The sequence below is a fragment of the Actinomadura sp. 9N407 genome (assembly GCF_044326315.1).
Taxonomy (GTDB): Bacteria; Actinomycetota; Actinomycetes; order Streptosporangiales; family Streptosporangiaceae; genus Spirillospora.
Genome location: NZ_JBIRAW010000007.1, coordinates 243,496 through 255,739 on the forward strand (window position 1 = coordinate 243,496; position 12,244 = coordinate 255,739).

Consider the following 12,244-nt stretch of genomic DNA (forward strand, 5'->3'; position numbering starts at 1 on the left):
CACCGCCCCGGGCCAGGGCCTCCCTGGCCGTACGGGGGCGGACTGTGGCGCCACCGATAGTTCCCCTCTTCTCAGGGAGATCGAGTGGCCACAACCTCCGCGCGCCGTCCCGGCACCGGGATCCCCACCGGGACGGACTCCGTCCCGGTTCGGCGCACGTACGTCCTCGACACCAGCGTCCTGCTCGCCGACCCGGGGGCGATGACCCGGTTCGCCGAGCACGAGGTCGTACTTCCCATCGTCGTCATCTCCGAGCTCGAGGCCAAGCGGCACCACCCGGAGCTCGGCTACTTCGCCCGCCAGGCGCTGCGCACGCTGGACGACCTCCGCCTGGAGAACGGCCGGCTGGACGAGGCGCTGCCGCTGGGCGACCAGGGCGGGACCCTGCGGGTGGAGCTCAACCACTCCGACCCGAGCGTGCTGCCCGACGGCTTCCGGCTGGGTGACAACGACACCCGGATCCTGTCGGTGGCCGGCTGGCTGGCCCGCGAGGGCCGCGACGTCGTGCTGGTCTCCAAGGACCTGCCGATGCGGGTGAAGGCGTCGGCCGTCGGGCTGGCGGCCGAGGAGTACCGGGCCGAGCTGGCGGTCGTCGAGTCCGGCTGGACCGGGATGCGCGAGCTGGAGATCTCCGGCGGCCGGGTGGAGGAGCTGTACGAGTCGGGGCAGGCCGACCTGGAGGAGGCACGGGACCTGCCGTGCCACACCGGGCTGCGGCTGCTGTCCGAGCGCGGCTCCGCGCTCGGCCGGGTCCAGCCCGACAAGTCCGTACGGCTCGTCCGCGGCGACCGCGAGGTCTTCGGGCTGCGCGGCCGGTCGGCCGAGCAGCGGATCGCGCTGGACCTGCTGATGGACGAGGACGTCGGCATCGTCTCGCTGGGCGGCCGTGCCGGCACCGGCAAGTCGGCGCTGGCGCTGTGCGCCGGCCTGGAGGCCGTGCTGGAGCGCCGCAGGCACCGCAAGGTGGTGGTCTTCCGCCCGCTGTACGCGGTCGGCGGCCAGGAGCTCGGCTACCTGCCCGGCAGCGAGAACGAGAAGATGTCGCCGTGGGGCCAGGCCGTCTACGACACCCTCTCGGCCGTGACGACCCCGGAGGTCATCGAGGAGGTTTTGGACCGTGGCATGTTGGAGGTCCTGCCGCTGACCCACATCCGGGGCCGCTCGCTGCACGACGCGTTCGTGATCGTCGACGAGGCGCAGTCGCTGGAGCGCGGCGTGCTGCTCACCGTGCTGTCGCGGATCGGTGCCGGCTCGCGCGTCGTGCTGACCCACGACGTCGCGCAGCGCGACAACCTGCGGGTCGGGCGGCATGACGGGGTCGCGGCGGTCGTCGAACGGCTCAAGGGGCATCCGCTGTTCGCGCACGTCACGCTGACCCGTTCGGAACGGTCCCAGATCGCGGCCCTGGTGACCGACATGCTCGGTGATGTGGGCGGCTGACACGTCCCTGACAGCGGTTCCGGGCCCCGGCGAACTCGCCGGGGCCCGGCCCGTTCCCGGCCCGCCAGCCGCCCGTTCCGGGGCCGATCCCGGCCCGTTCCCGCGCGGGTCCGGATCCGTGCCGGATCGATCACAGCAAGTGATCACTAAACATCACTCCGTGTAACTGTGATGAAGGTCACATCTCCCTGGCCGAGGGCGAGGAATCCCAGCTCGCATCGCCGTTTCCGGAGTTCTTCGCGCTGGTTGACAAGCGCCCCATCCCTAGCATTCATCTCGTTTCGGTTGCAGAGCATGCCCGCGACTCAGGCATTGTGTGTCCCCGTAAGCACCCCCCGAGCGGTGTGCCTCTCCTCGCACCCCCTGTTTTCGCGAGGCCGAGGCGGCGGTCCGGGGAGGTGAAAACAGCTCATGCGCGTGCCCATGCGCGCATGACCGTCGGAAGGACCGCCTTGTACGGAGACCGTTCCGGGTCCCCTAGGCGAGACGAACGACAGAGCTTTGCCCCCCACGACCCCTTGGGCCAAGAGTCCTACGGCCAGGAGTCCTACGGCCAGGAGTCCTACGGCCAGGAGCCACTCGGCCAGGAGCCCTTGGGTCAAGCGCCACTGGCTCCAGCGCCACAGGGCCAGGAGCCACTGGGGCAGGAGCCACTGGGCGCTTACGGCGTCTCGCGTGAGGACGACGTGAAGGTGGCAGGTTCCCCGTTCGCCGCTCCCCCCTACGGCCAGGACGCCGGTGGCGATACCGCCACCATGGGCGCGGTCCGGGGCGAGGAGCTCGCGAGCGGTCACCCGCACCGTTCCGGCCGGCGTCCCGGCGAAGTGGGCGGACGCGCGGGCAAGCGCACCGGCATGAAGATCGCCGCCGTTGCCGCGGGTGCGGCCGTCGTGGTCGGCGGCGGTGCGGCCACCGCGCTGGCGCTGACCGGAGGCGACGGCAAGGCCACGGTGTCCTCCGCTCCGGCCGACGCCGCCCAGGCGGCGCCCCCCATCGACCCGCAGGTGTTCCAGCAGCAGCGCCGCGAGCAGGCGACCGACCGGGCCAACCGGGCGGCCAGGCAGGCACCGGAGAAGCGTCCGGTGCTGCTGCCGAAGGGCAGCCCCATTCCGAAGAAGACGCCGAAGAAGGACGAGGGCGGCGGTGGCGGGACCCCGACGGAGGGCAACCCCGTCCCGGCGGGCGTGGCCCAGGCGTACGCCAAGTCGGTCATGGACGACCCCGGCACCCAGTTCGGCTGCCTGCAGAAGCTGTGGAACAAGGAAAGCCACTGGAACTACAAGGCGGCCAACCCCAGCTCGGGCGCGTACGGCATCCCGCAGGCCCTGCCGGGCTCCAAGATGGCCAGCGAGGGCGCCGACTGGAAGACCAACTACAAGACCCAGATCCGCTGGGGGCTCGGCTACATCGACAACCGCTACGGCACCCCCTGCAAGGCCTGGGGACACTCGCAGGACGTCGGCTGGTACTAGCCGGCCGCCCTCAGCGTCTCCTGGCGCCTCAGCCGTCCTCAGGGCGCCCAGGACCGGTCAGGGCGCGGCGGGACGGGTCATCGACAGGACGTCCAGGGCCGCGTCGAGCTGCTCCACGGTGAGCCGGCCCTCGTCGACGTGGCCGCGTTCCAGGACGACCTCGCGGATCGTCCTGCGCTCGTTCAGGGCCTGCTTGGCGACCTTGGCCGCCTCCTCGTACCCGATGTAGCGGTTCAGCGGGGTCACGATCGAGGGGGACGACTCGGCGTACTCGCGCATCCGCTCCTCGTCGGCCTCGATGCCGGCGACGCACCGGTCGGCCAGCAGCCGCGACACGTTCGACAGCAGGGTGATCGACTCCAGCGTGTTGCGGGCCAGCATCGGCAGCATCACGTTGAGCTCGAAGCTGCCGGAGGCACCGCCGAACGCGATCGCGGCATCGTTGCCGATGACCTGCGCGGCCACCTGGGCGACCGCCTCGGGGATCACCGGGTTCACCTTGCCCGGCATGATCGACGAGCCGGGCTGCAGATCGGGCAGCCGGATCTCGGCCAGTCCGGCGCGCGGGCCCGAGCCCATCCAGCGCAGATCGTTCGCGATCTTGGTGAGGCCGACCGCGATCGTGCGCAGTGCCCCGCTCGCCTCGACCAGCCCGTCCCGGGCGCCCTGCGCCTCGAAGTGGTCGCGCGCCTCGGTCAGCGGCAGCCCGGTGGCGCGCGCGATCTCGGCGATGACGCGGGCGGCGAAGCCCGGCGGGGTGTTGATGCCGGTACCGACCGCGGTGCCGCCCAGCGGCAGCTCGGCGAGCCGGGGGAGCACCGCCTCCAGCCGCTCCACCCCGTACCGGACCTGGGCGGCGTAACCACCGAACTCCTGGCCCAGCGTCACCGGCGTGGCGTCCATCAGATGCGTCCGCCCCGACTTGACCACGGTCGCGAACTCGTCCGCCTTGGCCGCGAGCGCGCCCTCCAGATGGCGCAGCGCGGGGATGAGGTCGCCCGTGACGGCTCCGGTGGCCGCGATGTGGATGGAGGACGGGAACACGTCGTTGGACGACTGTGAGGCGTTCACGTGGTCGTTGGGATGCACCGGACGGCCCAGCCGCTCTTCCGCGAGCGTGGCGATGACCTCGTTGGCGTTCATGTTCGAGGAGGTCCCGGAGCCGGTCTGGAACACGTCGATCGGGAACTGGTCGTTCCATCGGCCCGCGGCGACCTCGTGCGCCGCCGAGCTGATCGCCACGGCCAGGCCCGCGTCCAGCACGCCGAGCTCGGCGTTCACCGTGGCGGCGGCCGCCTTGACATGGCCGAGCGCGGCGATGTGCACGGCCTCCAGCGGCCGTCCCGAGATCGGGAAGTTCTCGACCGCCCGCTGCGTCTGCGCGCGCCACTTCGCCGTCGCCGGGACCCGCACCTCGCCCATCGAATCGTGCTCGACCCGGTACTCGTGCTCGACCCGGTACTCGCGCTCGACCTCGGTCATGGGAAGCCACCTCCGGAAACGAATCTATCCCTGCCCTCGCGACAGCTCCGGCAGCGACTCGATCATTCCCGGTGGTCAGCCTCCGGTGGTGCTCTGCTGGACCGCGCTCTTCTGGACGGTGTACGACTTGCGCTCGCCCGGCCCGCCGGCCGGCTGCTGCCGGCCGTTCAGCCAGACCTCGCAGGCCCCGGCGTCGTGGACGACGGCGGTGAGGCTCGGCTGGTCGTACTGCCGGGCGTCGCCCTTGGCGAGGATCTCGTCCGCGAGCACGTGCAGGGCGGGACCCGGCACCGAGACGAAGATCTTGCAGGGGCCGGTACGGGCCCGCACGACCAGCGTGCTGGAGCCGGCGCCGGGTGGCGCGACCGCCTGGCCCGCGCCTCCTTGCGAGGCCCCGGCCGGGGACGTGGGGGAGGGCCCGGGGCTCTCCTTCATCATGCCGACGATCAGCGCGGTGGCGCCGATCCCGCAGGACGCCACGGTGGCGCCGATCAGCGCGATCACCGCCATCATCCGCAGCCGCGGTGTCGGCGGCCGGCGGCCGGCCCGGGGCCCGGTCAGCGCCCGTTCGAGCCGGTCCACCGCGCGGGCGTGGCTGAGCCTGCGGGTGGGGTTCTTCTCCAGCAGCCCGGCGATCACCGGGCCGAGTGCCCCGGCGTTCTGCGGTGTGGGCGGCGACTCGTTGGCCAGCGCGCTGAGCGTGGCCATCACGTTCTCGCGCTCGAACGGCGGCCGGCCTTCCAGCGCCGCGTACAGGGTGGCGCCCAGCGACCACAGGTCCGAGCGCGGGGTCGCCTTCTCCCCGGCCGCGACCTCGGGCGCCACGTATGCGGGCGATCCCATGAAATGGCCTGATCTGGTCAGGCTGGCCGACCCGGACGAGAAGGCCAGCCCGAAATCGGTCAGCACGACCCGGTCGCCGTCCAGCAGCACGTTGCTGGGCTTGAGATCGCGGTGCACGATGCCGGCCTTGTGGGCGGCGGCGAGCGCCTCCAGCAGCTGCCGGCCGATGTGTCCCACCTGCTCGGGCGGCAGCGGCCCGGACCGCTCGACCAGCTCCTCGAGGTTGGGCGCCTCGATCAGCTCCATCACGATCCAGGGCCGGCCCTGCTCGATCACCACGTCGTAGACCTCGACGATCGAGGGGGTGCGCAGCTGGGCCGGCGCCCGCGCCTCGCGCAGGGTGCGGCGATAGAAGACCACCCGGTCGTCCTCGGACAGGTCGCCGGGCAGCCGCAGCTCCTTGATCGCTACAGCGCGATCGAGGAGATCGTCATGCCCTCTCCACACGGTGCCGTTGGCACCCTGACCTATTTCCGAGACCAGCCGGTAGCGCGTCGCGAGCACGAGGCGCTCTGACTGAGACATGGCGGAAAAGATACCGGAGTGGCCACGCGGTCATTGGGGAGACTTCGCGACTAAGTTGGATTCGGGGCCAATACGGCAAAACTACCCACCGGTCACCTACGGCCGATGCTCAGCACCGGACCGGTGGAATCGGCGAAGAAATCGTTGCCCTTGTCGTCCACGACGACGAACGCGGGGAAGTTTTCGACCTCGATCCGCCACACCGCCTCCATCCCCAGCTCGGCGTATTCCAGGACCTCGACCTTCTTGATGCAGTCCTGCGCGAGCCGTGCGGCGGGGCCGCCGATCGAGCCGAGGTAGAAGCCGCCGTGCGCCTTGCACGCGTCGGTGACCTGCTGCGATCGGTTTCCCTTGGCCAGCATCACCATCGAGCCGCCGGCCGCCTGGAACTGCTCGACGTAGGAGTCCATCCGGCCGGCGGTGGTCGGGCCGAACGATCCCGACGCGTACCCCTCCGGGGTCTTGGCCGGACCCGCGTAGTACACGGCGTGGTCGCGCAGGTACCGCGGCATCGCCTCGCCCGCGTCCAGCCGCTCCTTGATCTTGGCGTGCGCGATGTCGCGCGCCACCACCAGCGGGCCCGACAGCGACAGCCGGGTCTTCACCGGGTAGCGGCCCAGCTCGGCACGGATCTCGTCCATCGGCCGGTTGAGATCGATCCGGACGACCTCGCCGTCCAGGTGCTCGTCGGTGGTCTCCGGCAGGTAGCCGGCCGGGTCGGTCTCCAGCCGCTCCAGGAACACGCCCTCGGCCGTGATCTTGGCGAGCGCCTGCCGGTCGGCGCTGCACGACACCGCGATCGCCACCGGGCAGGACGCGCCGTGCCGCGGCAGCCGGATCACCCGGACGTCGTGGCAGAAGTACTTGCCGCCGAACTGCGCCCCGATGCCCAGCTTCTGGGTGAGCTCGAAGACCTGCTGCTCCAGCTCCACGTCCCGGAACCCGTGCCCCAGCGGCGACCCTTCGGTGGGGATCGTGTCGAGGTAGTGCGCGGAGGCGTACTTGGCGGTCTTCATCGCATACTCGGCGGACGTGCCGCCCACCACGATGGCCAGGTGGTACGGCGGGCACGCGGCGGTACCCAGCGAGCGGATCTTCTCCTCGAGGAACGTCAGCATCCGCTTGGGGTTCAGGACGGCCTTGGTCTCCTGGAACAGGAACGACTTGTTCGCGCTGCCGCCGCCCTTGGCCATGAACAGGAACTTGTAGGCCTCGCCCGGCGCCGCGTACAGCTCGATCTGGGCGGGCAGGTTCGTGCCGGTGTTCTTCTCGTCCCACATCGTCACCGGCGCCATCTGCGAGTAGCGCAGGTTGAGCTTGGTGTACGCGTCGTACACGCCCCGCGAGAGGTGCTCCTCGTCGCTGCCGTCGGTGAGCACGTGCTGGCCGCGCTTGCCCATGATGATCGCGGTGCCGGTGTCCTGGCACATCGGGAGCACGCCGCCGGACGCGATGCCGGCGTTCTTCAGCAGGTCCAGCGCGACGAACCGGTCGTTCGGCGACGCCTCCGGGTCGTCCAGGATCCGGCGCAGCTGGCGCAGGTGCGCGGGCCGCAGCAGGTGCGAGATGTCGCGCATCGCGGTCTCGGTGAGCAGCCGCAGCGCCTCCGGCTCGACCTGCAGGAAGGTGCGCCCGCCCGCGTCGAACGTGGACACGCCCTCGGAGGTGAGCAGCCGGTACTCGGTGTCGTCGGGGCCGAGGGGCAGCTGGTCGGTGTGGGAGAACTCAGGCATCGAAGATCCTCGCGCGCGCATTCGGGTCGCATGCGGGGGGACGACCCCCGCATTCGGGACTGGGATGGGGCCGCCTACACATTTTGGCCGCTTACACAGTACGACCTGCCCGGGCCGCGGTTGCCGTCCCCCTCGGCTCCGCCGCCGCCGGCTCCGGCGCCCTGGCTCCGGCTCTGGCTCCGGAACGCGGCGGGGACGCAGAGCCCGGGGAGGACGCAGCCCGACGACGACCCCGGCGCCGACCAGGACGGCGCCGGCCAGATCGGCGGGGGCGGGCTCGCCCAGCCCGAGCGCCACGGTCGTGATCACGGCGCTGATCGGGATCAGGCCCGCGAACAGCCCGGCCCGGTCCGATCCCAGCCGGCCGATCGCGTCGTACCAGAGGAAGAACGCGACCGTCGTCACGATGACCGCCAGGTAGACGAACCCGGCCAGTTCGACCCCGGTCGGTGCTCGCAGCACCCCCCGGCCGTCAGCCACCAGTCCCACGGCCAGGAGCATCGGCGCGGCCAGCGCCGCGGAGTAGGCCGACACACGCAGCGCGCCCAGCCGGGGCAGCAGCGGCACCGCCAGCAGCGAGAAGCACACCTCGCCCACCAGGGCGCCCAGCGCCAGCAGCAGGCCGCGCGCCGTACCGCTGCCGAACCCGTTGGCCAGCGCCGCGCCGGCCGTCACCACGCAGGCCGACAGCACCACGGCCGGGGCCGGCCTGCGGCGTTCCAGCAGCGGCCCGGCCAGCGCCAGGGCCACCGGCACCGTCGCGATCACGGTCCCGATCGTGGCCGGGCTGGTGTCCTTGGTCGCGGCGACGATGCAGACGTTGAACGCGGCGAGCCCGGTCCCGGCGAGCAGGGCCAGCAGGAGCAGTTCGCGCGCCGTGGGGCGCGGCGCGGCCCGGCCGCGGCCGGTGATCCAGACGGCCCCGAACAGGATCAGGGCGGCCACCGCGTAGCGCATGGCCTGCCCGCCGAAGACCGGGTAGTCGGCGATCGTCGCGGAGACGGCGGTCAGCGTGCCGACGAGGAACATGGCGGAGCCGGCGCCGATCAGGCCCCGGGGACTGGTGGTCTCACTCATGGCATGGGACGCTAGGGCGCTCTTGGTCCTGGATACAGGGCCAATCGGAGCAATGGATACCGGACCAATCGATGGGGCGTGACGTCCGGTCGCCCTTCTGGCGCTGAAGGTGATGTGACCGACCTTCATCTGCCCCTCGACCGTTCCGCCGGACGGCTGGCCGCCCAGATCGCCGCCGGCTTCCGCGGCGCGATCCGCTCCGGCCGGCTCGCCGCCGGGACCAGGCTCCCCTCCAGCCGCGATCTGGCCCGCGACCTCGAGGTCTCCCGCGGCGTCGTGGTCACGGCGTACGAGCAGCTCATCGCCGAGGGCTTCCTGATCGCCCGGCGCGGCGACGGTACCCGCGTGGCGCGGCTGGCCCGGCCGGACGGCCCTCCACCCGTCCCAACGCCCCAGGGCATGCCCCAGGACCCGCCCGCCGGGCCGGGCGAGCCACACGGAGGCCAGACCCGGCAGGGCATCGCGTACGACCTGTGGCCGGGCACCCCCGACCTGGGGGCGTTCCCGCGCGAACGCTGGGCCGCGGCCGTCCGCGCCTCGCTGCGCGCCTTGCCGAACGAGGAACTGTCCTATCCCGACTACAAGGGTGCCCCGGTCCTGCGCGCCGAGCTGTCGGCCTATCTCGGCCGCGTCCGCGCCGCGTACACCGACCCCGACCAGGTCGTCGTCATGGGCGGGGTCGCCCACGGGATGTCGACCGTCGTCCGCGCGCTCCTGGCGGCCGGCCACCGCACGCTGGCGGTCGAGAACCCCACCAGCGTGCGCCAGCGGCCGATGCTGGAGTCCACCGGCATCCGGCTGATCCGCGTCCCCGTCGACCGGTACGGCCTGAACGTGGACGCGCTGTCCCGTACCGAGGCGCGCGCCGTCCTGGTCACGCCCGCGCACCAGTACCCGACCGGCGTGGTCCTGTCCCCGCACCGGCGGGCCGAGCTGATCGCCTGGGCACGCGCCGCCGACGGGCTGGTCATCGAGGACGACTACGACGCCGAGTTCCGCTACGACCGCGACCCGGTGGGCTGCCTCCAGGGCATCGACCCCGGGCGCGTGGTCCTGCTCGGCTCGGTCAGCAAGGCGCTCGCCCCCGCACTGCGCCTGGGCTGGGCCGTATGCCCGCCGGATCTGGCCGAATGGCTCCGTACGCACCGCGCGCACACGGACCTGGGCTCGCCCGTGCTGGAGCAGCACGCACTGGCCCACTTCATCCACAGCGGCGGCTACGACAGGCACCTACGCCTGATGCGCCGCCAGTACCGTACGCGCCGCGACGCGCTCGTGAGGGCCTTGCAGGAGCATGTGCCGGGCGCCGCCATACGTGGCGTCTCAGCGGGCATCCACCTCTACGTGGAACTCCCCAGGGGATGCGACGAGAGCGCGGTCGTGGCCGCCGCCGCACAGGCCGGCGTAGCGGTCGCGGGGGCCACGCCCATGTGGTCCCGGGAACGCGGCCCCAAGGCACTGCCCGCACTCGTCCTCGGATACGCGCGTACCAGCGAGACCCGCCTCGCCGAAGCCGCTCGTCTCCTGGGAGAAGTGGTTACCCAACGTGCCCAAGGGTAGTTACACGATCCCCGGTGAAGGAGGGACGCATGAGTCTGGAAGAGGCCGCGCGGCAGCTGAAGATGGCGGCCCATGACGCGCAGGTGGCGTTCGACTGTGTGGGGCTCGGCGACCTGGAACGTGCCCATGAGCACTCGCTCACCGCTCGCGCGGCAAGCGACGCCGCCCTGACGGCGGTAGCCCGCGCTCTGGAGGACATGACCCCCGAGGAAGCCCAAGCGGCAGGCGAACGGGCAGTAACGGCCCTGGAAGATGCCTGACGGACGCTGACGAAAGGGACGGGACGCCGGGAGACCGGCGTCCCGTCAGTCGATCAGGCGGCGGCGCATTCCCCGGACGGCGATGAGCCACATCAGCGCCGCAAAAAGGATCAAAGCGCCCAAATGACCCAAATCAACCAATGGTTCCAGCCCGAACACGGCGTGCCTGACCAGCTCGACGGTGTGGAAAAGGGGATTGAACAGCGCGGCGTTCTGGGCCCAGCCGGGGAGCGCGTCGACCGGGAAGAACGTGCCGGCGATCAGGAACAGCGGAGTGACCACACCGGTGATCACGTAGTCGAACGAGTTGATCGACGGGACGACCGATGAGGTCCACATCCCGAAAAGGCCGAAGCCCAGCGCCGTGATGAACACGATCAGCGGTACCAGCAGCATCCCGAACGACGGGTCCAGGCCGAAGAACAGCGCCACCACCAGGGGCGTGCAGGCATAGACCCCCGACTTGGCCGCGATCCACAGCGCCTCACCGGTGACCAGCTCATGGACGTCGACGGGCGCGGCCAGCATCGCGTCATAGGTGTGCTGGAACACGCGGCGGATGTAGCCGTTGAACATCCCCGGGAAGACCGAGGTGAACAGCGCCGCGATCCCGACCACCCCGGTGGCCACGAAGTCCAGGTACCGGTAGTCGCCGACCGCGGCCACCATCGACCCGAAGCCGTACCCGAAGGCCAGCAGCATGAAGGTCGGCTCCACCATGGAGGCGAACGACTGCGAGCCCCAGTAGCGCTTGAACAGCGCCAGCTCGTGTCGCCAGATCCCCCGTACGGGGGCCAGCTCGAAGCGCCGCAGCGGCGCCGGTGCCGTCATTCGACCCCCTCCCCGGTGAGCAGGACGAAGACGTCCTCCAGGTTGGCCGCGCGGCGTACCCCGTCGGGCCCCAGTTCCTCGTTCAGCGACGGCGGGATGTGCTCGGCCTTCAGCACCGACACCGAGGTGCCGGTACGCCGCGTGGGCAGGCCCGCGGCGCGCGTGAGCCGTTCGACCTCGGCCAGCCGGTCGGGCGGGCCGTAGTGCTCCACGACCTGGTCTCCGGCGTGCTCGGCGATCAGCTCGGCGGGACCGCCGCGCGCGACCACCCGGCCGTGCGACATCAGCGCGCACTCGTCGGCCAGCCGCTGGGCCTCCTCGATGTAGTGCGTCGACATCAGCACGGTGGTGCCGCCCGCCCGCAGCCCGTCGATCAGCCCCCACAGCTCCGCCCGTACCTGCGGGTCCAGGCCCACGGTCGGCTCGTCCAGCAGCACCAGGGCGGGCCGGTGCACCAGACCGCGGGCGATCAGCAGCCGGCGGCGCATCCCGCCCGAAAGATCGTCGACCTTGGTCCGCTGCCGCCCGGTGAGATGCGCCAGCTCCAGCGCGTCGTCGACGGCCGCCCGGCGGCGCTCCCGGGGCACCCGGTAGAGATGCGCGAACACCTCCAGGTTCTCCCGCGCGGTCAGCTCCTCGTCGAGGTTGTCCTGCTGCGGTACGACCCCCATCGCGGCCCGCGCGCGCTTGGAGTCACGGGGAACGGCGAAGCCGAGCACCTCGATCGACCCCTCGTCCGCGATGGCCTGCGCGGTGAGCAGCTTCATCGTCGTGGACTTGCCCGCGCCGTTCGGCCCCAGCAGCCCCAGGCAACTGCCCGCCTGTACCTCGAGATCGAGCCCGTCGACGGCCGTGAAGTCACCGAACCGCTTGACCACCTTGCGCAGGGCGATGGCGGGCCCCGCACCGCCGGTCCCCTCCCCGGCCACGATCGCGTGGCGCTGAACCGTCATACCCGCCACAGTAAGCATGAGAGGGAACATTCCCCAACGGATTTCGCCCTCCGGGCCGCTACTCTGGG

Annotated in this window: 9 protein-coding genes and 1 pseudogene; 4 read left to right on the forward strand and 6 right to left on the reverse strand. The window is 71.5% G+C overall.

Features of this window, described 5'->3' with window-relative positions:
- Positions 1–120 precede the first annotated feature (120 nt).
- A complete protein-coding gene (locus ACH34Q_RS13855; protein WP_395983371.1) occupies positions 121–1,440 on the forward strand; it encodes a PhoH family protein in 1,320 nt (439 codons plus the stop codon).
- Positions 1,441–2,126: 686 nt separating this feature from the next.
- Positions 2,127–2,912, forward strand: a complete 786-nt coding sequence (locus ACH34Q_RS13860; RefSeq protein WP_395983275.1) for a lytic transglycosylase domain-containing protein — start codon at positions 2,127–2,129, stop codon at positions 2,910–2,912.
- A 57-nt stretch (positions 2,913–2,969) separates the two neighbouring features.
- Here the strand turns inward: ACH34Q_RS13860 and ACH34Q_RS13865 are convergent, their stop codons facing one another.
- The 4 genes and pseudogenes from ACH34Q_RS13865 to ACH34Q_RS13880 form a co-directional block, all read right to left on the reverse strand.
- A complete protein-coding gene (locus tag ACH34Q_RS13865) occupies positions 2,970–4,394 on the reverse strand; it encodes a class II fumarate hydratase (protein WP_395983276.1) in 1,425 nt (474 codons plus the stop codon).
- A gap of 75 nt (positions 4,395–4,469) precedes the next feature.
- The gene (locus ACH34Q_RS13870) at positions 4,470–5,762 is read right to left on the reverse strand and encodes a serine/threonine-protein kinase (protein ID WP_395983277.1); all 1,293 of its coding nucleotides are present in this window, start codon (positions 5,760–5,762) and stop codon (positions 4,470–4,472) included.
- A gap of 92 nt (positions 5,763–5,854) precedes the next feature.
- Positions 5,855–7,495: a fumarate hydratase gene (locus ACH34Q_RS13875; RefSeq protein WP_395983372.1), complete on the reverse strand. Its 1,641-nt coding sequence runs from the start codon at positions 7,493–7,495 to the stop codon at positions 5,855–5,857.
- Between the two features lie 282 nt (positions 7,496–7,777).
- Positions 7,778–8,701 (reverse strand): annotated as a pseudogene (locus ACH34Q_RS13880) (DMT family transporter); the annotation flags it as partial.
- Between ACH34Q_RS13880 and ACH34Q_RS13885 the strand changes: the two are divergent.
- Complete coding sequence (locus ACH34Q_RS13885; protein ID WP_395983278.1) at positions 8,687–10,132, forward strand: PLP-dependent aminotransferase family protein; 1,446 nt, start codon at positions 8,687–8,689, stop codon at positions 10,130–10,132. The pseudogene ACH34Q_RS13880 and the gene ACH34Q_RS13885 overlap by 15 nt on opposite strands.
- A gap of 29 nt (positions 10,133–10,161) precedes the next feature.
- Entirely contained in the window at positions 10,162–10,392 is a 231-nt protein-coding gene (locus ACH34Q_RS13890; RefSeq protein ID WP_395983279.1) for a hypothetical protein, read from the forward strand.
- Positions 10,393–10,437: 45 nt separating this feature from the next.
- Here ACH34Q_RS13890 and ACH34Q_RS13895 read toward each other — a convergent pair whose 3' ends face one another.
- Together ACH34Q_RS13895 and ACH34Q_RS13900 are read right to left on the reverse strand one after the other, a co-directional pair.
- Positions 10,438–11,223 (reverse strand): ABC transporter permease, encoded by a 786-nt coding sequence (locus ACH34Q_RS13895; protein WP_395983280.1) that lies wholly within the window; start codon positions 11,221–11,223, stop codon positions 10,438–10,440.
- Positions 11,220–12,176: an ABC transporter ATP-binding protein gene (locus ACH34Q_RS13900; protein ID WP_395983281.1), complete on the reverse strand. Its 957-nt coding sequence runs from the start codon at positions 12,174–12,176 to the stop codon at positions 11,220–11,222. Before ACH34Q_RS13900 ends, ACH34Q_RS13895 begins: the two co-directional genes overlap by 4 nt.
- Positions 12,177–12,244: the final 68 nt, after the last annotated feature.

Bases quoted from the DNA above. Each gene is read 5' to 3' on its own strand.
- ACH34Q_RS13865 (WP_395983276.1), bottom strand. From the start codon at position 4,394: ATGACCGAGGTCGAGCGCGAGTACCGGGTCGAGCACGAGTACCGGGTC.
- ACH34Q_RS13870 (WP_395983277.1), bottom strand. From the start codon at position 5,762: ATGTCTCAGTCAGAGCGCCTCGTGCTCGCGACGCGCTACCGGCTGGTC.
- ACH34Q_RS13875 (WP_395983372.1), bottom strand. From the start codon at position 7,495: ATGCCTGAGTTCTCCCACACCGACCAGCTGCCCCTCGGCCCCGACGAC.
- ACH34Q_RS13890 (WP_395983279.1), top strand. From the start codon at position 10,162: ATGAGTCTGGAAGAGGCCGCGCGGCAGCTGAAGATGGCGGCCCATGAC.
- ACH34Q_RS13895 (WP_395983280.1), bottom strand. From the start codon at position 11,223: ATGACGGCACCGGCGCCGCTGCGGCGCTTCGAGCTGGCCCCCGTACGG.
- ACH34Q_RS13900 (WP_395983281.1), bottom strand. From the start codon at position 12,176: ATGACGGTTCAGCGCCACGCGATCGTGGCCGGGGAGGGGACCGGCGGT.